Origin of the sequence: Citrobacter sp. CK180 (assembly GCF_030333655.1) — a bacterium.
In the GTDB taxonomy this organism is placed as follows: domain Bacteria; phylum Pseudomonadota; class Gammaproteobacteria; order Enterobacterales; family Enterobacteriaceae; genus Citrobacter_B; species Citrobacter_B koseri.
Genome location: NZ_JAOWFM010000053.1, coordinates 84,289 through 106,758, shown reverse-complemented (window position 1 = coordinate 106,758; position 22,470 = coordinate 84,289). Strand labels below are relative to the sequence as shown.

Below are 22,470 nucleotides of genomic sequence, written 5' to 3'. Positions count from 1 at the left end.
TAAGGCCAGATGAAGGCGTTTGCGCCGCCGCCTGGCGATACCGTAATTACAGAACCAGCGCTGCGATAGACGCAGACAGTACGCTCACCAGCGTTGAGCCGTACACCAGTTTCAGACCAAAACGTGAAACCACGTTGCCTTGCTCTTCGTTCAGACCTTTAATCGCGCCTGCGATAATCCCGATGGAAGAGAAGTTAGCGAAGGAGACCAGGAATACAGAGATGATGCCTTCCGCGCGCGGAGAGAGCGTAGAGGCGATTTTCTGTAGATCCATCATGGCGACGAATTCATTAGATACCAGTTTGGTCGCCATGATACTGCCTACCTGAAGCGCTTCATTCGCCGGAACCCCCATGACCCAGGCCACCGGGTAGAAGATGTAACCCAGAATGCCCTGGAAGGAGATGCCCAGAACGGCCGCGAACAGGGCGTTCAGCGCCGCGATCAGGGCGATAAAGCCAATCAGCATCGCCGCAACGATAATCGCGACCTTAAAGCCCGCCAGAATGTATTCGCCCAGCATTTCGAAGAAGCTCTGACCTTCGTGCAGGTTAGACATCTGAATATTTTCTTCGCTGGCTTCGACGCGATACGGGTTGATCACTGACAGAACGATAAAGGTGCTGAACATGTTCAGAACCAGCGCCGCAACGACATATTTCGGCTCCAGCATGGTCATGTACGCGCCCACGATAGACATGGATACGGTAGACATTGCCGTTGCCGCCATCGTGTACATACGATTGCGGGACATTTTGCCGAGGATGTCTTTATACGCGATAAAGTTCTCAGACTGGCCCAGAATCAGGGAACTGACGGCGTTAAATGATTCCAGTTTACCCATCCCGTTGACTTTGGATAAGAGGAAACCAATCGCGCGAATCACAACCGGCAGAACGCGGATGTGCTGAAGAATACCGATCAGCGCGGAAATAAAGACGATGGGGCAAAGGACTTTCAGGAAGAAGAAGGCCAGGCCCTGATCGTTCATGCTGCCGAAAACGAAGTTGGTCCCTTCGTTGGCAAAACCGAGCAGTTTTTCAAACATCTCGGAGAAACCTTTCACGAAGCCCAGGCCAACGTTTGAGTTCAGGAAGAACCAGGCCAGTAAAACTTCGATAACAAGCAGCTGAATGACGTAACGAATGCGAATTTTTTTACGGTCATGGCTTACCAGCAGTGCGAGTACCGCAACAACAGCGAGGGCCAGGACAAAATGAAGGACGCGGTCCATATTTGCTCCAAATATGAGGCAGGTTTAATTTCCGTGCACATTCTATGCAACAACAATAAAGAAAACGAGATCAAACACACACTATAATAAGGAGCTGTGATGAGATTCAAAATTAGTGATCTGGAATACGTTTCTGTTATGTTTAGTATGGAAGTGAAAAGTTATGTCATTGTGCTAATCTCATACAATTAACAAACAACCTGGTTTTGTTTTTCGACCCTCCCTTGCTGACCCATAGCCTGGCGCTATCAGAGATATCAACGTTACCCATTAAAATGCACTTGATAATCATTCTCAATAAACATAGCATAAAACATAGCAAAGGCTATGTTTCTGAGGCAAAAGATGACAAACGATCGCGTTGAAAGCAGTAGTGGACGGGCGGCGCGCAAGTTAAGGCTCGCATTGATGGGCCCGGCGTTCATCGCCGCGATCGGATACATCGATCCCGGTAACTTTGCGACCAATATCCAGGCCGGGGCCAGCTTTGGCTATAAATTGCTGTGGGTGGTTGTCTGGGCGAACCTGATGGCGATGCTCATCCAGGTTCTGTCGGCCAAACTGGGGATTGCGACAAGCAAAAACCTGGCGGAGCAAATTCGCGATCATTACCCGCGCCCTGTCGTCTGGTTCTATTGGGTTCAGGCGGAAATCATCGCGATGGCCACCGACTTAGCGGAATTTATCGGGGCGGCGATCGGCTTTAAACTCATTCTCGGCATCTCCCTGTTGCAGGGGGCGGTGCTGACAGGTATCGCCACATTCCTGATTCTGATGTTGCAGCGTCGTGGGCAAAAACCGCTGGAAAAAGTGATTGGCGGATTACTGCTGTTTGTGGCCGCAGCCTATATTGTGGAACTGATTTTTTCGCAGCCAAGCCTGGCGCAGCTGAGCAAAGGGATGATCATCCCCAGCCTGCCGAACTCTGAGGCGGTATTTCTGGCTGCCGGGGTGCTGGGCGCGACCATCATGCCCCACGTTATCTATCTGCACTCTTCTTTAACGCAGCATCTGCACGGCGGCTCCCGGCAGCAGCGCTATGCCGCCACCAAATGGGATGTGGCGATAGCGATGACGATTGCAGGGTTCGTGAACCTGGCGATGATGGCGACCGCTGCCGCCGCGTTCCATTTTAGCGGGCATACCGGTATTGCCGATCTTGATCAGGCGTATCTGACGCTGGAACCGCTGCTTAGCCATGCTGCGGCGACGGTGTTCGGCCTGAGCCTGGTTGCGGCGGGGCTCTCTTCCACCGTGGTCGGTACGCTGGCGGGGCAGGTTGTGATGCAGGGATTTGTTCGCTTTCATATTCCGCTGTGGGTACGCCGCACTGTCACGATGATGCCGTCGTTTATCGTTATTCTTATGGGGCTTGATCCAACCCGAATCCTGGTGATGAGCCAGGTCCTGCTGAGTTTCGGCATTGCGCTGGCGCTGGTGCCGTTATTGATTTTTACCAGCGATCGCACATTAATGGGCGATCTGGTGAATACCCAATGGGTCAAGTACATCGGCTGGATGATTGTGGTGCTGGTGGTGGCGCTGAATATCTGGTTGCTGGTAGGAACCGCGCTGGGGTTGTGATTTAAAGACCGTATAGCCAGGGAAGTTAAGAGAAATGGTTGAATCGGTATTGCTGATAAAAACACAATTCGAAAATAGCCCCGTTTGAACGGGGCTATTTTTAATGACGGTGTCCGTGACCCCGGCCAGGGTGGTGGTCGCGATCGCGCCAGCCTTCGCGGTAGCCGCGTTCATAGGCTTTGCGCTTATCCCAGCCGCGATGATAGCCATTATCGTGTCGCCACCAGCGATTTTTACGCCATTCATAATGGTGGTGCCAGTAATCCCGGTCGCGCCAGTATCTGCCGTCCCAGTAGTTACCGTAATTATCGCGATCGCCAATTTGTAATTTTATCGATGGCAACAGGGTGATTTCGCCAGCGTTCGCGGCAAGCGGTGTAAAAGCCAATAAGGCTGCCGCCAGAATCAGTGACCTGAACATTCTTTTTCTCCTTCACGATCGAGCCGTAATCGGCCTGTTAACGCAATATTACGGGGCGGTAAAGCCCCGTTTCATCGCCTTAACTCTTAAATCATGAGTGAGAGCACTTTTTGCTAAAAAGTGATTATTGGCTGCCGTTCAGGATTGCGTTGATTTCTGCGCATTCGGCGGGAGAAAAATGACGATTTGCCAGCATCCCCACGGCATCTTCAATTTGCGCGGTCTTGCTGGCGCCAATCAGCACTGACGTCACTTTGTCGTCGCGCAGCACCCAGGCCAGCGCCATCTGGGACAGTTTTTGCCCCCGACGTCCGGCCAGCGCATTTAACTGGCGCACTTTTTCCAGTTTCTCTGGGGTAATCTGATCCGGGTTAAGGAAGCGGCTTCCGCTGGCGGCCCGGGAATCAGCCGGAATGCCGTTGAGATAACGATCGGTTAATTGCCCGCCCGCCAGCGGTGAAAAGGCGATACTGCCAACGCCTTTCTCCTGCAATAAGGCCAGTAAGCCGTCTTCGACCCAGCGCTCAAACATCGAGTATTTGGGCTGGTGAATCAGGCACGGCGTGCCCAGGTCGTCCAGGATCTCAATGGCCTGTCTGGCCAGATCCGCCGGATAGTTGGAAATCCCGACGTACAGCGCTTTTCCCTGACGAACAATATGATTCAGCGCTTTCATCGTCTCTTTGAGCGGCGTTTCCGGGTCAGGGCGGTGGTGATAGAAGATATCGACATATTCCAGCCCCAGACGTTTCAGGCTTTGATTGAGGCTGGCTATCAAATACTTGCGCGAACCCCAGTCACCGTAAGGGCCATCCCACATGGTATAACCCGCTTTAGTGGAAATGATCAGTTCATCGCGCCACGGTAAAAAATCTTCCTGTAGGATACGGCCAAAATGGCGCTCTGCTGAGCCTGGCGGCGGGCCGTAATTATTCGCGAGATCAAAATGGGTAATTCCCAGATCAAAAGCACGCTGTAGCAGCGCCCGGCTGTTCTCTACCTGAGTGGTATCACCGAAATTGTGCCATAGCCCAAGTGAAATGGCGGGGAGCTTTAAACCGCTCTGACCGCAGCGGCGATACTCCATTGTCTGGTAGCGATTTTCATCGGCCCGATAAACCATGTTGTTGCCCTCTGAATGACGTGAGTTTCCAGTGTATACGTTTACACGGATTGTTATTCAATGAGATTACACCGTGAAAAACTGTAAATCCTGCTTTCCACCCCTTTTGCAGCAGCTTTTCTGGACAGCTATCACAGTTCTTTAATACTCAACATGAGGTTACCGTCAGAAGGATAGCTGTCATGCAAACCCCATATTCCGTTGCGGATTACCTGCTGGACAGACTGGCAGGCTGCGGTATCGGGCATCTTTTTGGTGTGCCGGGCGATTATAATTTGCAGTTTCTTGACCATGTGATTGCGCATCGTGACGTATGCTGGGTAGGGTGCGCGAATGAGCTGAATGCCGCCTATGCGGCTGATGGCTACGCCCGGTTAGCCGGGGCAGGGGCGTTGTTGACCACTTTCGGCGTAGGGGAGTTAAGCGCGCTTAATGGCCTGGCGGGAAGCTACGCAGAGTACGTTCCCGTGCTGCATATTGTCGGCGCGCCATGCAGCGGCGCACAGCGGCGGGGCGAACTGATGCATCACACCCTAGGCGATGGCGACTTTCAGCATTTTTACCGTATAAGCCAGGCTGTAACGGCCGCCAGCGCCGTGTTGAATGAACAGAACGCCTGTTATGAAATCGACCGCGTATTACGCGGAATGCTGACGATGCGCAGACCCGGCTATCTGATGTTACCGGCGGATGTGGCAAAACGACCTGCTGTCCCTCCTGTAAACGTTCTCACACCTGACCGTGCTGAAGGGGAAAATGACACGGTGGCGGCGTTTCGCTATCGCGCGCGCCAGCGGCTGATGAACAGCCCGCGCGTGGCGCTGCTGGCAGACTTTCTCGCCTTGCGTTTTGGCTTGCAGCCAGTTTTACAACGCTGGATGGCGGAAACGCCAATAGCGCACGCGACGCTGCTCATGGGCAAAGGGCTGTTTGATGAGCAGCACCCGAATTTTGTCGGTACATACAGCGCCGGAGCCAGCAGTGAATCGGTGCGTCAGGCGATTGAAGAGGCTGATACCGTTATCTGCGTTGGCACCCGGTTTGTCGATACGCTGACGGCGGGCTTCACACAGCAACTGCCGCAGGAACGCACGATTGAAATCCAGCCGCATGCTTCGCGCGTCGGGAATAGCTGGTTCAGCGGTCTGTCGATGGAGCAGGCGGTCACTACGTTGCGCGAGTTATGTCTGGAACTTTCATTTTCGCCTCCTCCGACCCCGGCGCATGCGCCCGGCGGCCATATTGAGAAGGGGACGCTGACGCAAGAAAACTTCTGGCATACGGTACAGGCGTACCTGCTGCCGGGCGATATTATCCTTGCCGATCAGGGAACCGCCGCGTTTGGCGCGGCGGATCTTTCACTGCCTGCTGGCGCGGACGTGCTGGTGCAACCGCTTTGGGGATCAATCGGCTATGCTTTGCCCGCCGCCTTTGGCGCGCAAACCGCCTGCCCGGAACGGCGAGTGATTCTGATTACCGGAGACGGCGCGGCGCAGCTGACGATTCAGGAACTGGGGTCGATGATGCGGGATGGACAGTCGCCGGTCATTCTGCTGCTCAATAACGATGGCTATACCGTGGAGCGCGCCATTCATGGGGCGAACCAGCGTTATAACGATATCGCCGGATGGAACTGGACGCAGGTTCCGCAGGCGCTCAGTGCGAACTGTCAGGCGGAGTGCTGGCGGGTAACGCAGGCTATCCAGCTGGAGGAAGTGCTGGCGCGCCTGAAATCCCCGCAGCGGCTTTCGCTGATTGAGGTCGTGCTGCCGAAAGCCGATTTGCCGGAATTGCTGCGTACCGTCACCCGCGCGCTGGAATCGCGCAACGGGGAGTAAACGCGGTGGCTGGTTATCTGTCGTGGCGGTTGGCGGCCATCATCGGCTTGCCTGCCAGCAGGAGCCAGGCGGGAAGCATAACGATGCACAACAGCGGAAGCAGGGTGGTGTCCGGTACGACGACTGCGGCCATAAACAGACTCAGCCAGCCGTCACGGGTTACGACCAGCATCAGCCCCAGAATCGCGCATGAGACGGTAATTGCCGCCGGAACCGCTTCAACATGCGCGTGCAGCATCAGACCCAGCGCCACGCCCACAAAGACCGCCGGGAAGATACGCCCGCCCCGGAAACCGCAGGCGGCGGCGATAACCAGCGCGCCCAGCTTAACGATCGCCAGCATAAAGTAGTCCGTGGCGCCCAGCGTTTGGCTGAACGCCAGCTGCTGCATCTCGTCCAGTCCTTTAAAGAGAGTCAGCGGCCCGCCCAATACGCCCAGAATCCCCAGCATAAAACCACCGATACCGAGAATAAGTACCGGATTTTTCAGACGATGCACCAACGAATGCAGACGTGGTAAACACCATACCGCCACCATACCCGCCGCAATCGCAATGGCCGCCACCACTGCGCCGCTGAAAATATCGCTCAGCCGCATTTGCGTGTAGTGCGCAATCGGCAAGGAGAAGTGCGGATGGAAGAACAGGCTAGTGGTTAACGATCCCGCGGCTGCCGCCATCAGCGGAGCGAACAGACGATCCCACAAGGGCGTATCGTCAGAGCTGTTCAGGGTTTGCGAGAAAATCAGCGCGGCGGCGACAGGGGTGCCGAACAGCGCGCCGATAGTGCCTGCGGAAGCCAGGATCGTCCAGTCCAGCGCCCCTATGCGTGGGAAAAGGCGCGCGCCGATAGCGACGGCCAGCGCGATATTCACCGCCATAATGGGATGCTCCGGCCCCAGGCTTACTCCACCTGCCAGGCCGAGAATGAGCGCGATCAGCAGGCCCGGAAGCGCGACAGGGTTCATCGGCGCGCCGATCAGCGGTTCGGTCGCCGGGTCCGGGCCTGCATGCCCAGGGCTGTAGCGGATGACAAGCCCGACCATGATCCCGGTAAACGTGAGCATGCCGATAATCCAGACGGGGGAATCATGAGCAATGCCCAGGCCGATGGGGATTTGCTCCCACAGCAGGCGCTGTAAAACGGAGGCGACTTTCATCACGGCGATCAATACCAGACTGGAGGCAATGCCAATAATGAGTGCGGGAAGCGATAATAACAGCATCGTTCTGGCTCGCGGATGGAGCATGATCTATTCCTTAATACTGAGTCATATGCTTAGTTTGCACAGCCTGCCCGACGGCATCGCTGCAAATGGTGCTGAAACGATAAAGTAATTATGTGATGCAGATCGATATTTTTGGGGAGCTCGCCTTTCGACCGTTGTTGTTATGCCCCCATGAATTTACAGTGTGGCAAAGATTTATTCTGACTTTAGCGGAGCAGTAGAAGAATGACAAAATATGCTTTAGTAGGTGATGTAGGCGGCACCAACGCGCGTCTTGCTCTGTGCGATATGACCAGCGGGGAGATTTCGCAGGCGAAAACCTATTCCGGGCTGGACTATCCGAGCCTCGAAGCCGTGGTTCGCGTGTATCTGGACGAGCATAACGCCAGGGTGGAAGACGGCTGTATCGCTATCGCCTGCCCGATCACCGGTGACTGGGTGGCGATGACTAACCACACCTGGGCATTTTCTATTGCGGAGATGAAAAAGAATCTTGGCTTTAGCCATCTGGAAATCATCAACGATTTTACCGCCGTGTCGATGGCGATCCCGATGCTGCGCAAAGAGCATCTGATCCAGTTCGGCGGCGCGGAACCGGTTGCCGGCAAACCGATTGCCGTTTACGGCGCCGGAACCGGATTAGGGGTGGCACACCTGGTTCATGTCGATAAACGCTGGATCAGCCTGCCGGGCGAGGGTGGTCACGTTGACTTCGCGCCGAACAGCGAAGAGGAAGGCATTATTCTCGAAGAACTGCGTGCGGAAATTGGTCACGTCTCCGCCGAGCGCGTGTTGTCGGGGCCAGGGCTGGTGAATCTGTATCGTGCTATCGTCAAATCTGATGGCCGTCTGCCGGAAAATCTGCAACCGAAAGATATTACCGAACGCGCGCTGGCGGATACCTGCATTGACTCTCGTCGTGCGCTGTCGCTGTTTTGCGTCATTATGGGCCGTTTTGGCGGTAATCTGGCATTGACGCTGGGCACGTTTGGCGGCGTCTACATTGCGGGCGGCATCGTGCCGCGCTTCCTGGAGTTCTTTAAAGCCTCCGGCTTTCGTGGCGGGTTTGAAGACAAAGGCCGTTTCAAAGCCTACGTTCAGGATATTCCGGTTTACCTGATTGTGCATGATAATCCCGGTCTGCTCGGTTCCGGCGCGCATCTGCGCCAGACGTTAGGGCAAATTCTGTAATTGAAGATCGGCAGGCCTGATACGCGTTAGCGCCATCAGGCAGGGCATGACAGTCGTTGCCTGCATTATCCGGCCTTAAACCGCGTCATTGACGCGGTTTTTTTGTGCCCGTCGCCGACCTTTCCGACGCTCGTCACATTTCTGTTTAACGGGATTATTTGTCCAGTAAAAGCATTATTTGTCTGATAACAATGCGCAGGCTCTCACCGCCATAATTTCTCTCGTTAACTATCTGGAGGAGTCTGTTATGGCGAAAAAACTCATTGCTGTTTGCGCATGCCCGATGGGGCTGGCCCACACATTTATGGCGGCTCAGGCGCTGGAAGAGGCGGCGGTTGAAGCGGGATACGAGGTGAAAATTGAAACCCAGGGGGCGGACGGCATCCAGAATCGCCTGACGGCGCAGGATATCGCTGAGGCGACGCTAATCATCCATCCCGTTGCCGTTACCCCCGAAGACAATGAACGGTTTGAGTCGCGCGATGTGTATGAAATTACGCTCCAGGACGCGATAAAAAACGCCGCCGGTATCATTAAAGAAATCGAAGAGATGATTGCGGCAGAGCAACAATAATTTTCGACAGGGATACACATATGGCCATTAAAAAACGCAGTGCAACTGTTGTGCATGGCGCATCCGGTGCGGCAGCGGCAATAAAAACCCCTCCGGCCTCCCGTAACAGCTTCTGGGGCGAACTTCCGCAGCACGTCATGTCGGGTATTTCGCGCATGGTGCCCACGTTAATCATGGGTGGGGTGATTCTCGCTTTCAGCCAGCTGATTGCCTATAGCTGGCTGAAAATTCCCGCAGATACCGGCATTATGGATGCGCTGAATAGCGGAAAATTCGACGGTTTTAACCTCTCATTACTGAAATTCGCCTGGCTATCGCAATCCTTTGGCGGCGTGTTGTTTGGCTTTGCGATTCCAATGTTCGCGGCGTTTGTCGCTAACTCTATCGGCGGTAAGCTGGCCTTTCCCGCAGGATTCATCGGCGGCTTAATGTCCACCCAGCCAACCCAGATACTGAATTTTGACCCGGCCAGCCTGCAATGGGTAACGACCGCGCCCGTACCGTCAACGTTCATCGGGGCGCTGATTATCTCGATTGTCGCGGGCTATCTGGTGAAGTGGATGAATCAAAAAATCCAGTTGCCTGATTTCTTACTGGCCTTCAAAACCACCTTTTTGCTGCCCATTTTGTCCGCTATTTTTGTGATGCTGGCGATGTACTACGTGATCACGCCGTTTGGCGGATGGATTAACGGCGGTATCCGTACGCTACTGACGGCGGCGGGTGAAAAAGGAACGCTGATGTATGCGATGGGGATCTCGGCGGCAACGGCAATTGACCTCGGCGGCCCGATTAACAAGGCCGCAGGATTTGTCGCTTTTAGTTTCACTACCGATCACGTTTTACCCGTCACCGCGCGTTCTATCGCGATTGTGATCCCGCCGATTGGTCTGGGGCTGGCAACGATTCTCGATCGTCGCTTAACCGGTAAGCGCCTGTTTAACGCGCAACTGTATCCGCAAGGCAAAACCGCGATGTTCCTGGCGTTTATGGGGATCAGCGAGGGGGCGATTCCTTTCGCGCTGGAAAGCCCGATTACGGCAATCCCTTCGTATATGGTGGGCGCGATTGTCGGCTCGACAACCGCCGTCTGGCTGGGCGCCGTGCAGTGGTTCCCTGAGTCTGCGATTTGGGCATGGCCGCTGGTGAGCAATCTTGGCGTCTATATGGCGGGGATCGTGTTAGGGGCGGTGATCACGGCGCTGATGGTCGTTTTCCTGCGTCACATGATGTATCGCAGAGGCAAACTGCTGATTGAAAGCCTCTGAAAAAAGGACTGACATCATGACGTTACGTGCATCGCTTCGCCAGTGGCTGGTGGAACAACGCCTGGATGCGGTATTGATTTCATCCCGGCAGAACAAGCAACCGCATTTGGGGATTTCCAGCAGCGCCGGGTTTGTTTTTATCACGCATAAAAGCGCGCATCTGCTGGTGGATGGCCGCTATTACGCTGACGTTGAAGCGCGAGCGCATGGCGATCAACTGCATCTGTTGGCCGGGTCGCAGACGCTGACTTCCATTGTGAACCAGATAATCGACGACGAGCAATTGCAGGTCATTGGTTTTGAAGGCGCGCAGGTGAGTTGGGATTGCGCGCAACGCTGGCAGGAAAGGCTGCGGGCGAAGCTGGTGAGCGCGTCGCCGGACGCGCTGCGACAGATCAAAACGGCACAGGAAATAGCGTTGATACGCGAGGCCTGCCGGATTGCCGATTGCAGCGCGGAGCATATCCGCCGTTTTATTCGCCCCGGCCTTCGCGAACGAGAAATTGCCGCGGAGCTGGAGTGGTTTATGCGCCAGCAGGGGGCGGAAAAAGCCTCTTTTGACACCATCGTCGCCAGCGGCTGGCGTGGGGCGTTACCCCACGGTAAAGCCAGCGAAAAAATCGTCGCGGCGGGTGAATTTATTACCCTGGATTTTGGGGCGCAATATCAGGGGTATTGTTCGGATATGACGCGAACATTCCTCGTGAGCGGGCAGGATGCGCCCGTCGCATCTCATCCGCTGTTCGCCGTTTACCAGACGGTTCTTGAGGCGCAGCAGGCGGCGATTGCCGCCATTCGTCCGGGCGTGTGCTGCCAGGCGGTGGATGCTGCGGCTCGTCGGGTGATTGAGGCGGCGGGCTATGGCGATTATTTTGGCCACAACACCGGGCACGCTATCGGCATTGAGGTGCATGAAGCGCCGCGCTTTTCACCCACGGATACCACCCGACTTGCCGCAGGCATGTTGCTGACCGTAGAGCCGGGCATTTACCTGCCGGGGCAGGGCGGCGTGCGTATTGAAGATGTCGTACTGGTCACGGAAGACGGCGCGGAAGTGCTCTACACGATGCCGAAAACAGTATTGCTCACGGGAGAAGCATAATGGATTTATCGCTGTTAAAAGCCCTGAGCGAGGCGGATGCCATTGCCTCCTCAGAACAGGAAGTGCGCCAGATCTTACTGGAGGAAGCGGATCGTCTGCACAAAGAGGTGCGCTTTGACGGGCTGGGATCGGTGCTGATCCGTCTTAATGAGTCCGATGGGCCGAAAGTGATGATCTGCGCGCACATGGATGAGGTGGGGTTTATTGTGCGCAGTATCTCGTCGGAAGGGGCGATCGATGTGTTGCCGGTCGGCAACGTGCGTATGGCGGCCCGTCAGCTCCAGCCCGTGCGTATTACCACGCGGGAAGACAGTAAAATTCCCGGTTTGCTGGATGGCGAGCGTAATGGAAATGAGGTTGGCGCCTTGCGGGTCGATATTGGCGCACGCTCATATGATGAGGTGATCCAGGCGGGCGTTCGACCAGGCGATCGCGTCACTTTTGACTCTGTGTTTCAGGTGCTGCCACACCAGCGGGTAATGGGGAAAGCGTTTGATGACCGACTGGGGTGCTACTTGTTGATCATGCTGCTGCGTGAATGGCATGACGCAGCGCTGCCCGCCGAGGTCTGGCTGGTAGCCAGCTCCAGCGAAGAGGTCGGGTTACGCGGCGGGCAAACGGCCGCTCGCGCGGTTGCTCCCGATATCGCTATCGTGCTGGACACCGCCTGCTGGGCGAAAAACTTTGATTATGGCGCGGCGAATCATCGGCAGATCGGTAAAGGGCCGATGCTGGTGCTTGCCGATAAGTCACTCATCGCACCGCCCAAACTGACCGCCTGGGTTGAAAGCGTCGCCAGTGACTCCGGTCTGCCGCTGCAACTGGATATGTTCAGTAATGGAGGGACGGATGGCGGAGCGGTGCATTTGACCGGGACGGGAACCCCGACGGTGGTTATTGGGCCCGCCACGCGTCACGGGCATTGCGCCGCGTCCATTGCGGATTGCCGCGACATTATCCATACGCAGCAACTTTTATCGGCACTTATTACCCGTCTTACGCGTGAGACCGTCGTTCATCTTACGGATTTCAGATGAGCGTCTTGCGTTAATCAGGAGTTGTTATGTTAACGATTCAATTTCTCTGCCCGTTGCCAAATGGCCTGCATGCGCGTCCGGCGTGGGAACTGAAAGAGCAGTGTAGCCAGTGGCAAAGCGAGGTGACGTTTATTAACCATCGCCAGAATGCGCGCGCGGACGCGAAAAGCTCGCTGGCGCTGATCGGCACCGGAACGCTGTTTAACGACAGTTGCAGTCTGAACATTAGCGGCAGTGATGAAGAGCAGGCCAGGCGTTCTCTGGAGACCTATCTCCAGCACCGGTTTATCGACAGTGACAGCGTTCAGCCGACCTCTGCGGAACTGGCGGCGCATCCGCTGCCGCGCTCACGTTGTGGCAAAACGACAATCTGGAGGCGTATCGCGCAATTCCGGCCAGCGCGGAAGACAGCACCCGGCTTGAACATAGCCTGGCGACGCTGGCGGAGCAGCTTAATCAACAGCTTCGCGAACGTGACGGTGAAAGTAAAACGATCCTTAGCGCCCATCTGTCGCTGATCCAGGATGACGAGTTTGCGGGGAACATTCGCCGCCTGATGGACGAGCAGCACAAGGGGCTGGGCGCGGCGATTATCGCCAATATGGAGCAGGTGTGCGACAAGCTGTCGTCCTCCGCAAGCGACTACTTACGCGAGCGGGTAAGCGATATTCGTGATATTAGCGAACAGTTGCTGCATATCACCTGGCCGGAACGACGCCCGCGTAATACGTTGATTCTTGAACAGCCGACCATTCTGGTGGCGGAAGATCTGACGCCAAGCCAGTTCCTGAGCCTCGATTTGCAGCACCTGTCCGGCATGATTCTGGAGAAAACCGGCAGAACGTCGCACACGCTGATTCTGGCGCGCGCATCCGCGATTCCGGTGCTCAGTGGGCTGCCCCTGGACGCGCTCAGTCGCTACGCCGGGCAACCTGCGGTGCTGGATGCCCAGTGCGGCGTGCTGGCGATTAACCCGAACGCCGCCGTCTGCGGCTATTACGCCATTGCGCAGCAACTGGCGGATAAGCGTCAACAGCAACAGGCGAGAGAAGCGTCTTTGCCTGCTTTTTCCCGGGATAATCAGCGTCTTGATATCGCCGCCAATATTGGTACGGCGCTGGAAGCGCCGGGCGCGTTTGCCAATGGCGCGGAAGGCATCGGTCTGTTCCGCACCGAAATGTTGTTCATGGATCGCGACAGCGCCCCTGACGAACAGGAACAGTTTGAGGCCTACCAGCAGGTACTGCTTGCGGCGGGAGAGAAGCCGGTTATTTTTCGCACGATGGACATTGGCGGCGATAAAAATATTCGCTATCTCAATATCCCGCAGGAAGAGAACCCTTTCCTCGGCTATCGCGCCGTGCGTATTTATCCTGAGTTTGCCGGGCTGTTTCGCACGCAGCTTCGCGCTATTTTGCGTGCGGCAACTTTTGGTCAGGCGCAACTGATGATCCCGATGGTGCACAGTCTCGATCAGATCCTGTGGGTTAAAAGCGAGCTGCAAAAAGCGATCGTGGAACTCAAAAGAGATGGGCTGCGCCATGCTGCAACGATCCCGCTGGGGATTATGGTGGAAGTTCCGTCGGTCTGTTACATCATCGACCACTTCTGCGATGAGGTGGATTTCTTTAGCATCGGCTCGAACGATATGACCCAGTATCTGTATGCCGTCGATCGTAATAATCCGCGTGTCTCGCCGCTGTATAACCCGATTACGCCGTCATTTCTGCGCATGTTGCAGCAGATTGTCCGCACGGCGCATCAGCACGGAAAATGGGTGGGGATTTGCGGCGAGCTGGGCGGTGAAAGCCGATATTTACCGTTACTGCTGGGGCTGGAACTGGATGAATTAAGCATGAGCAGCCCGCGAATCCCTGGCGTGAAAAGCCAGCTGCGGCAGATGGACAGCCAGGCGTGCCGGGCGCTTGCGGCGCAGGCCTGTGAGTGTCGTAGCGCAGAGGAGATTGAAACGCTGTTGAATCAGTTTGCGCCGCAAAAAGACGTGCGTCCGCTGCTGGCGCTGGAAAATATCTTTGTGGGCGAGTCATTGAGCAACAAAGAGCAGGTGATCCAGTTTCTTTTCGGCAATCTCGGCGTAAACGGGCGTACTGAGCATCCGTTTGAGCTGGAAGAGGATGTCTGGCAACGCGAGGAGATTGTCACGACTGCTGTCGGTTTTGGCGTGGCGATCCCGCATACCAAATCACAGTGGATACGCCATTCCAGCATCAGCATTGCGCGGCTGGCGCGCCCTGTTGACTGGCAGTCGGAGATGGGCGAGGTTGAGCTGGTGATTATGTTGACGCTGGGCGCTGATGAAGGGATTAACCATGTGAAAGTCTTTTCGCAGCTGGCGCGTAAGCTGGTGAATAAAAACTTCCGTCAGTCGCTGTTCGCCGCTCAGGATGCCGAAAGTCTTCTGGTGCTGCTGGAGGCGGAACTGACGTTTTGAATCTGAGTGTCTGAGTGAATGCCCGGTGGCGCTTCGCTTACCGGGCCTACGTGTACGCCAATTATTCGTTTTACGTGTACACCGCATCCGGCGGTTATGCCCGGTTATCCGTTTTACATGTAGGCCGGATAAGGCGTTTACGCCGCCATTCGGCGGTTATGCCCGGTTATCCGTTTTACATGTAGGCCGGATAAGGCGTTACGCCGCCATCCGGCGGTTAACCCTGAAAACGCGCGCTGTACTCTCCCGGCGTCAGGCCAAACTGCCGACGAAACAGGCGGCAAAAATAGTCGCTGTCGTGATATCCGCAACGTTCCGCCACCTCGCTAATCGACAGATGGTACTTCTGCAAAATGATGCGCGCCTTCGCCATTCGCACCCAGCGAACATACTCGACAAAACTCATGGTGCCGTGCTGGGTGAACAGTTTTGATAAGTGATTCGGCGTGATATTGAAAAACTGCGCCACGCTTTCCCGCGTCAGCGGCCGGGCGTAGTTGTCCTGCACCCAGTTGCACATACTGTGATAGAGAAATTCCGAGCGCGGGCGGCGTGAGTCCGGGCGAGTATTGACCACGCTACGGCACAGATGCAGCAGGCTGAGAACCAGAGGCTGAATAATATCCTGCGCCTGAGGCGAGCGGCTCAGGTGGGTCAGAGCCGTGAGCATGGCTTCCCCTTCGCCGCGCTGCTGGTGCGCTAACTCAATGCGTCGCACCGGGCGTAACAGAGAAGCGGTACGGTTATCGTAAAACGATAATCCTAACCAGGCCGGGGCAAACACCAGACTTAACAGCATCACCGGTTTATCGCTACCGGGCAGGTTTGCCGCCCTGGCGGGGATAAACAGCATCTCCCCCTCCGTCAGGGCGTGCTGTTTTTTTTCGAGCAGGTTACCGTATTCTCCGCGCAATACGATGTCGAGACGCGGTAAATCAATACACAGGCTGCCTGTGGGGAGAGCGGTATGTTGCGTGGCAAACCAGACGCGTCCCAGCCGCTGCGGATTTAACACCAGGCCGCTGAACAGATCGGCAAAAAACTGTTGGTCTGCGGGCAAGCCTGGCTCTTTCATCACTTAATCCTGCGTCATAAATGCATTAACTGCCTGAACTCTTTCACTTTACTCCGACTGACCGGGATTTCAAATTCCAGATCTTTGAGCCGCAGGATGTACGTGTTGTTAAACCAGGGTTCGATTTCGCGGATCTTGTTTAAATTCACACAAAACGAGCGGTGGCAGCGAAAGAAATGCGACGCTGGCAGTTTGCTGCAAAACTCGGTGATATTCATCGGCATGACATACGACTCCCGTCGCGTGTAGACAAACGTCATCTTTTCATGCGCTTCCGCGTAATAGATATCGTTGATCGGCGTGACGATAATGCGCTCATCTTTAATCAGATTAATGGTGTCGTTTTCACGGGCGACAGGGCTGCCGGGAACGGCGACGGCCTGCTGCTGTTGCCAGGCGGCCTCCAGCTTTTGTAGCATCCCCACGATGCGTGATTCCTGGTACGGCTTCAGTATGTAGTCAAATGCTTCCAGTTCAAACGCCTCTACCGCGTGCTCTTTCCATGCGGTAATAAACACAATAAACGGCTTATGGGCGAACTGGCTGATGTTTTGCGCCAGCAGTACGCCATCCAGCGAGGGAATATTGATGTCCAGAAAAATGGCGTCAACGCGGTTATGCTGTAGAAATTTGAGCACGTCCAGACCGTCGTCAAACGTACCGACAATCTCCATCTGGCTATGCTCTTTTATCAGCCAGCTTAATTCTTGCTGGGCCAGGAATTCATCTTCAACGATGATGACTTTCACTACTCATCTCCGGGTTAAAGCAATAACGTTGCCGGTGCGGCGGCAGGGGAGCGCTGATTGGGTACATAAAAGGCGATTTCGGTGCCCGGTTCCAGACGGCGGATGTGCAGCCCTTCACCGTATAACAGCTTAACGCGATGATGGACATTCAGCAGGCCGATTTTATTTCCCGGCATTTCATTCGCCTCCACCCGCTCAATTACTTTAGGATCAATACCGTGGCCGGTATCCCTGACGGTGATTCGCACACGATTGCCGCATTCGGCGACGCTGATGGTCACTACGCCTTTTCCTTTACAGGGCTGAATGCCGTGGACGATTGCATTCTCTACCAGCGGCTGAATAAGCAGGCTGGGAATGTAGCAGTTCACCTCTTCATCAATATCATAAATGACGGTCAGCTTGTCGCCAAAACGAGCCTGCTCAATGGCGATGTAGTCCTTGATTTGATACAGCTCCTTTTTGATATCAATTTGCTCATCATCTTTTAATTCAATGTTATAGCGAAGATAGCGTGACAGATTAAAAATGAGCTGGCGTGCGGTGTCCGGGTTGAGCCGAATGGATGACGAAATGGCGTTCAGCGCATTAAACAGGAAATGGGGATTAATTTTACTTTGCAGCGCTCGCAGCTCTGCCTTATTTGCCATTTCCCGCAGTTGCTCCGCGCGGGACACTTCCAGTTGGGTGGAGATAATCTGCGACAGGCCGATCGCCATCTCTTGCAGGGAAGAGGTGATCTGATGCGCGTGGCAGTAGTAGATTTTTAGCGTCCCGGTCACTACGCCCTTTTCCCATAATGGGATGACTAGCATTGAGTGTATTTCCGGCGTGCGGTGCGCTTCATCATTGTTTTTAATGATGATTTTCCCGTAATTGATGGCCTGTTGCGTGGTCGGGCTGACAAAATCATCGTTATTGCGGTAGTTGGTTTCCCCCACGCCGACATAGGCCAGAACGTGTTCGGTATTAGTGATTGCTACCGCGTCGGCATGGATATCATGACGGATGATTTCGCACACCTGGCGGAGTGATTCGCTGTTGACCTGGCGAAAGAGCGGCAACGTTTTGTTGGCGATATCCAGCGCCAGCTTGGCCTGCCGCGCGGCGCTGGCCTCTTTCTCGCCCTCCACGCTTTGAACCAGCAGCACGATAAAACCGATACATACGCTGCCGAGGATCATCGGGATACCGATTTTGGACACGATATCTACGCCCAGCGCGATGGTCGGCGCCCAGACAATGACCAGAATCATGGTCAAGGTTTCACAAAGCATCCCGCCCAAAATACCCACGCGCCAGTGCTGTGCTTTTGGGATTTTCCGGTTTATCCAGCCCGCGATACATCCCGCCAGAATACTGGTGATAAAACACGGTACGGCAGTGACCCCGCCAATATCGATAAGGTAGCGGTGAATACCGGCGATCACACCCGTAATGATCCCGACCCACGGGCCAAACAAAATGCCCCCGGACATCACGGCGATGATGCGAACATTCACCAGCGAGCCTTCGACCGGTACGCCGGACCAGGTGCTGAACAGGGCGAACATCGAGAAAATCGCGGTAACGGCGAGCAGCTCTTTCGGGGAGTGCGCTGACTTATGCAACAGTTCGCGAAACAGGCGGATACGGATGAGGAAAAACAGACAGAACAGCATTAGCGCTGCCCGGTCAAATACCGCCAGCAGCATGTTGAATATTTCGTGCACGGGTGACTCTTGTGACTGGGTTAAACCACTATGATAGGTAACCCGCACCCATATGACCAGCCCGCTGATGCGGCGCTGTTAATGAGGAAAAACCATAATATTAAAAGGGGATTGATCTTTTGTTAGAGAAATGACAAGACCTCACCAGGATGAGGAACGCCTTAAGGTAATTTTATTGATATCAAAATGTTAATTAATTGATGGTTGTTATGGGCGGTATTTTGCTGAGTATTCCCGTTTTCTTTTTAGTATTCCCCTTTTAAGCCGATGAAAAATATTTTCGTTTGCCTCTCGACAGGAGGATTTTTTTCAGGCTATTTTCTAAGCATGCCACGGTCGTGGCAGCGTCGCTCGGACGGTCCGGGCGCTAACGTGAATCTGAGGATACTATGGCTGATACCCGCCCTGAACGTCGCTTTACGCGTATTGATCGTCTCCCTCCCTACGTTTTTAACATTACCGCTGAGCTGAAGATGGCTGCGCGTCGGCGCGGCGAAGATATTATTGACTTCAGCATGGGGAACCCGGATGGGGCAACGCCTCCTCATATCGTCGAGAAACTCTGTACGGTGGCTCAACGCCCGGATACGCATGGTTACTCGACCTCACGCGGGATCCCGCGTTTACGCCGGGCGATCTCCCGCTGGTATCAGGAACGTTACGATGTGGATATCGATCCAGAAACGGAAGCGATCGTCACTATTGGTTCGAAAGAAGGGTTAGCGCACCTGATGCTGGCAACCCTTGATCATGGCGATACCGTGCTGGTGCCGAACCCCAGTTATCCCATCCATATTTATGGCGCCGTCATCGCTGGCGCGCAGGTACGTTCGGTTCCGCTGGTGGAAGGCGTGGATTTCTTCAACGAGCTGGAACGTGCGATCCGTGAAAGCTACCCGAAACCGAAGATGATGATTCTTGGTTTCCCCTCCAACCCGACGGCACAGTGCGTTGAGTTAGAATTCTTCGAAAAAGTGGTTGCGCTGGCCAAACGCTACGACGTGCTGGTGGTCCACGATCTGGCCTATGCCGATATCGTATATGACGGCTGGAAAGCGCCGTCAATTATGCAGGTGCCGGGTGCGCGCGACGTGGCGGTGGAGTTTTTCACCCTGTCGAAAAGTTACAACATGGCGGGCTGGCGCATTGGCTTTATGGTGGGCAACCAGACGTTAGTCAGTGCGCTGTCGCGGATTAAGAGCTACCACGATTACGGAACCTTCACGCCGTTACAGGTGGCGGCGATTGCCGCGCTGGAAGGCGATCAACAGTGCGTGCGTGATATCGCTGAGCAGTATAAACGTCGCCGCGACGTACTGGTGAAAGGCTTGCATGAAGCCGGATGGATGGTCGAAATGCCAAAAGCCTCGATGTATGTCTGGGCAAAAATACCGGAGCAGTACGCGGCAATGGGGTCGCTGGAATTTGCGAAAAAGCTGCTCAACGACGCCAAAGTGTGCGTGTCGCCGGGGATCGGTTTCGGCGACTACGGCGACACCCATGTGCGTTTCGCGCTGATAGAAAACCGGGATCGTATACGTCAGGCGATCAGAGGTATTAAGACCATGTTCCGCGCAGACGGCCTGCTGCCTGCGGGGGCGAAATCGGTAACAGAAGGTACCGAGTAGAAAAGCAAACAGGAGCCATCTGGCTCCTGTTTTTTGCTGCATCTTTTCAATTTAGATCATCAGGGCAAAAGTACCGGCCCAAACGATGACCATAAATGAAATGCCCATAAAGAAATATTTCACGTTTCATCTCTCCGCGTCGCTTTAAGCACGCCTAAATGAACTTAAATTTACCTGTGTATAGAGAGCTGGTGCCCGCCAGAATGAGATTGAGAATGTTCTCCGTCTTTCTTGTGGCATCACCTCAGAATTCTGTGCGTTATCGCTCCAGACGGCGCTAATGTACGCCTAAAAATGAGGCGAGACAAGAGGCATTTTTTTATTTACTTTTAGTAACTTACAACTGTCGTGATTCGGCGACAGTTTAATTTCTGACGGTAATAAATTGCTATTCAGCGACGCTATTGCTGTTCAGAAAAAGTCACATAAAAACCAGGTGGTTAACAGGGATATTGAGGTGAAAAGATAGCGCCGGGCAATAAAAAAGGCCTTGCGGCCTTTTTTAAACATACAACGATGCTTCCCCTAAAGGGCGCGTTTTGAAACGACGATGGATCCAGAGATATTGCTCAGGTGCGCGCATAATCTCTTTCTCAATAATCTTGTTCATATAGGCTGCCGCCTGGTTCTCTTCTTCCGGGTAGCCTTCCATTTCTGGCGTGATATACAGACGATAACCTGAGTTATCACCTTTTCTGATCATGGTGACGGTCAGCATCGCTGCGCCGGAAAGGCGGGATAACACATAGGTGCCGTTAGTCGTTGCGACGTCTTTGACCGCGAAGAAGGGAGCAAATGAACTGCCTTTACGGCCGTAATCCTGATCCGGGGCGAACCATACGGCTTCACCTTTTTTCAGCGCGCCGACGATGCCGCGCAGATTGTTGCGCCCAATCATCGCTTTATTTGAACGCATGCGACCCCGCGTCTGAACCCACTCCATCAGCGAGTTATTGTGCGGGCGGTATGTCGCCATCATCGGCTGGCACAGCCCCATGACCCGACCGCCTAATTCCAGCGACATAAAGTGGACGCCTACGACCATCACACCGCGTTTTTGCGCTTGCGCCTGTGTGAGGTTATCCAGACCGTCCACATCAAACCATTTACGTACCCGCTTATCAGGCCAGAACCACGCCATACCCGTTTCAATAAGTGCCATACCGAGGGAGTGGAAGTTCTCCACTATCATCTTTTCCCTTTCTTCCGGCGTCAGATTGGGGAAGCAAAGCTCAAGATTCTTACGGGCGATGGATTCGCGACGTTTCAGAAAGGGACGGGCAAGTCTGCCGGTTCGCGTACCCAGGAAGCGTAAAACGGGGTAGGGAAGCAGCACCAGTAACCAGAGTACAGTAAGACCAAACCAGGTAAGCCAGTAGCGCGGGTGCAGTAGCGCACGAGAAAATTTGCATTGTGGGAACATAAATACCCTCTGTTGATACGAACAATATGTATCGCAGAAGATTCATTGTCCGCAGCGGTACACTCACGATAGTTAGGCCATCATGTACGACAATGGTTCCTGTAAAGAGTGTAAAGCTTAGTCAGGACAAAACCACGAGGGGCATGAATGCTTGGACAACTAATGTACCACCGGGGGATTAATATCAGCCAGAAATTATTAATTAAGATGCGTAAATATTTTTTGATGGGGGTGGTTTTGTTATTAATTTATTGTTTTTAAATGGTTTTTATGTGTGTGCACATGTTCGTTTTCCCTGAAAAGCCGCTTCTGGCCGGTAAGCCTGTCAGAGTCTGACGCTTCTGAATGTGATAACAATTGCTTTAAATATTCTCATTGATGGAAGCATTTAATTAAATGAGTTAACAAAGGATATTTTAAATCAAAAAACAGCGATTTTAAGAATAATCTTAACTAAATAAAAACATGTTTTATATCAATCAGATAACAAATTAAGACATTAAATAATCGATGTTCAGATTACCCCATCAAATAAATCTTTTCCACCTTAAAAAAACAATAATAAACATAAAAAATATAAGTCAGGTAATTAATTATACCTATATAAATCATGTGGTTAAAAAGGAAATATCGGTTTTTTCTATGATTTTTATTTTCCTGCATTGATCGCTATGAACGATCATCATTTGAATTTTAATAGTTAGCGCCTATCAAAATTAACTATACGATCGTTGTAATCGATCAATGTTTGTTGCTTGTGATAAACTCGCCACGTTCTGAGAAATATTGGTTGTTTAACGATTTGGATTTCTTGTCTGGCAAGAAATCGAT

The 22,470-nt window shown here is 53.8% G+C and carries 18 protein-coding genes and 1 pseudogene; 10 read left to right on the top strand and 9 right to left on the bottom strand.

What is annotated here, in order from left to right; translation table 11 throughout:
* Nucleotides 1-46: 46 nt before the first annotated feature.
* Complete coding sequence (gene nupC, locus OGV50_RS16310; RefSeq protein WP_012131386.1) at nucleotides 47-1,234, bottom strand: nucleoside permease NupC; 1,188 nt, start codon at nucleotides 1,232-1,234, stop codon at nucleotides 47-49.
* Nucleotides 1,235-1,509: 275 nt separating this feature from the next.
* On the opposite strand from nupC, the gene OGV50_RS23675 reads away from it, so the two are divergent.
* Nucleotides 1,510-1,599, top strand: a complete 90-nt coding sequence (locus OGV50_RS23675) for a hypothetical protein (RefSeq protein ID WP_418222348.1) — start codon at nucleotides 1,510-1,512, stop codon at nucleotides 1,597-1,599.
* Complete coding sequence (locus OGV50_RS16305) at nucleotides 1,580-2,818, top strand: Nramp family divalent metal transporter (RefSeq protein ID WP_071260155.1); 1,239 nt, start codon at nucleotides 1,580-1,582, stop codon at nucleotides 2,816-2,818. Before OGV50_RS23675 ends, OGV50_RS16305 begins: the two co-directional genes overlap by 20 nt.
* Nucleotides 2,819-2,918: 100 nt before the next feature.
* On the opposite strand, the gene ypeC is transcribed toward OGV50_RS16305, so the two are convergent.
* Together ypeC and mgrA are read right to left on the bottom strand one after the other, a co-directional pair.
* A complete protein-coding gene (gene ypeC / locus OGV50_RS16300) occupies nucleotides 2,919-3,239 on the bottom strand; it encodes a DUF2502 domain-containing protein YpeC (RefSeq protein WP_024130138.1) in 321 nt (106 codons plus the stop codon).
* Between the two features lie 124 nt (nucleotides 3,240-3,363).
* The gene (mgrA, locus tag OGV50_RS16295; RefSeq protein WP_286488634.1) at nucleotides 3,364-4,362 is read right to left on the bottom strand and encodes an L-glyceraldehyde 3-phosphate reductase; all 999 of its coding nucleotides are present in this window, start codon (nucleotides 4,360-4,362) and stop codon (nucleotides 3,364-3,366) included.
* Between the two features lie 182 nt (nucleotides 4,363-4,544).
* Here mgrA and OGV50_RS16290 point away from each other — a divergent pair, with 182 nt between their 5' ends.
* Nucleotides 4,545-6,200: an alpha-keto acid decarboxylase family protein gene (locus OGV50_RS16290; protein ID WP_012131393.1), complete on the top strand. Its 1,656-nt coding sequence runs from the start codon at nucleotides 4,545-4,547 to the stop codon at nucleotides 6,198-6,200.
* A gap of 13 nt (nucleotides 6,201-6,213) precedes the next feature.
* Here OGV50_RS16290 and OGV50_RS16285 read toward each other — a convergent pair whose 3' ends face one another.
* Entirely contained in the window at nucleotides 6,214-7,449 is a 1,236-nt protein-coding gene (locus tag OGV50_RS16285; protein ID WP_200090860.1) for an ion channel protein, read from the bottom strand.
* 204 nt (nucleotides 7,450-7,653) lie between these two features.
* Between OGV50_RS16285 and glk the strand changes: the two genes are divergently transcribed.
* The 6 genes and pseudogenes from glk to ptsP all read left to right on the top strand — a co-directional run bounded on the left by glk (nucleotide 7,654) and on the right by ptsP (nucleotide 15,052).
* The gene (gene glk, locus OGV50_RS16280; protein WP_012131396.1) at nucleotides 7,654-8,619 is read left to right on the top strand and encodes a glucokinase; all 966 of its coding nucleotides are present in this window, start codon (nucleotides 7,654-7,656) and stop codon (nucleotides 8,617-8,619) included.
* A gap of 247 nt (nucleotides 8,620-8,866) precedes the next feature.
* The gene (locus OGV50_RS16275; RefSeq protein ID WP_286488633.1) at nucleotides 8,867-9,193 is read left to right on the top strand and encodes a PTS fructose transporter subunit IIB; all 327 of its coding nucleotides are present in this window, start codon (nucleotides 8,867-8,869) and stop codon (nucleotides 9,191-9,193) included.
* A gap of 20 nt (nucleotides 9,194-9,213) precedes the next feature.
* The gene (locus OGV50_RS16270) at nucleotides 9,214-10,461 is read left to right on the top strand and encodes a PTS fructose transporter subunit IIC (RefSeq protein ID WP_012131398.1); all 1,248 of its coding nucleotides are present in this window, start codon (nucleotides 9,214-9,216) and stop codon (nucleotides 10,459-10,461) included.
* A gap of 16 nt (nucleotides 10,462-10,477) precedes the next feature.
* Entirely contained in the window at nucleotides 10,478-11,563 is a 1,086-nt protein-coding gene (ypdF, locus tag OGV50_RS16265) for an aminopeptidase (RefSeq protein ID WP_115614589.1), read from the top strand.
* The gene (gene ypdE / locus OGV50_RS16260) at nucleotides 11,563-12,600 is read left to right on the top strand and encodes an aminopeptidase (protein WP_200090859.1); all 1,038 of its coding nucleotides are present in this window, start codon (nucleotides 11,563-11,565) and stop codon (nucleotides 12,598-12,600) included. The genes ypdF and ypdE overlap by 1 nt, the downstream gene beginning before the upstream one ends.
* Before the next feature lie 26 nt (nucleotides 12,601-12,626).
* Nucleotides 12,627-15,052, top strand: a pseudogene (gene ptsP / locus OGV50_RS16255) (phosphoenolpyruvate--protein phosphotransferase).
* Between the two features lie 217 nt (nucleotides 15,053-15,269).
* On the opposite strand, the gene OGV50_RS16250 reads toward ptsP, so the two are convergent.
* Genes OGV50_RS16250 through ypdA form a run of 3 tightly spaced genes read right to left on the bottom strand, consistent with a single transcriptional unit; the run spans nucleotide 15,270 to nucleotide 18,588 of the window.
* The gene (locus OGV50_RS16250) at nucleotides 15,270-16,127 is read right to left on the bottom strand and encodes an AraC family transcriptional regulator (RefSeq protein WP_012131402.1); all 858 of its coding nucleotides are present in this window, start codon (nucleotides 16,125-16,127) and stop codon (nucleotides 15,270-15,272) included.
* Nucleotides 16,128-16,141: 14 nt separating this feature from the next.
* A complete protein-coding gene (ypdB, locus tag OGV50_RS16245) occupies nucleotides 16,142-16,876 on the bottom strand; it encodes a two-component system response regulator YpdB (RefSeq protein WP_058667806.1) in 735 nt (244 codons plus the stop codon).
* Between the two features lie 14 nt (nucleotides 16,877-16,890).
* Nucleotides 16,891-18,588 carry a two-component system sensor histidine kinase YpdA gene (gene ypdA, locus OGV50_RS16240; RefSeq protein ID WP_096753865.1) on the bottom strand — a complete coding sequence of 566 codons (1,698 nt, stop codon included), beginning with the start codon at nucleotides 18,586-18,588 and terminating at the stop codon, nucleotides 16,891-16,893.
* A 389-nt stretch (nucleotides 18,589-18,977) separates the two neighbouring features.
* Between ypdA and alaC the strand changes: the two genes are divergently transcribed.
* A complete protein-coding gene (gene alaC, locus OGV50_RS16235; protein ID WP_012131405.1) occupies nucleotides 18,978-20,216 on the top strand; it encodes an alanine transaminase in 1,239 nt (412 codons plus the stop codon).
* A 51-nt stretch (nucleotides 20,217-20,267) separates the two neighbouring features.
* Here alaC and ypdK read toward each other — a convergent pair whose 3' ends face one another.
* Both ypdK and lpxP read right to left on the bottom strand, forming a co-directional pair.
* On the bottom strand, nucleotides 20,268-20,339 hold the full coding sequence (ypdK, locus tag OGV50_RS16230) for a membrane protein YpdK (protein ID WP_010723117.1): 72 nt from the start codon (nucleotides 20,337-20,339) through the stop codon (nucleotides 20,268-20,270).
* Between the two features lie 379 nt (nucleotides 20,340-20,718).
* On the bottom strand, nucleotides 20,719-21,639 hold the full coding sequence (gene lpxP, locus OGV50_RS16225) for a kdo(2)-lipid IV(A) palmitoleoyltransferase (RefSeq protein WP_012131406.1): 921 nt from the start codon (nucleotides 21,637-21,639) through the stop codon (nucleotides 20,719-20,721).
* Nucleotides 21,640-22,470 lie beyond the last annotated feature (831 nt).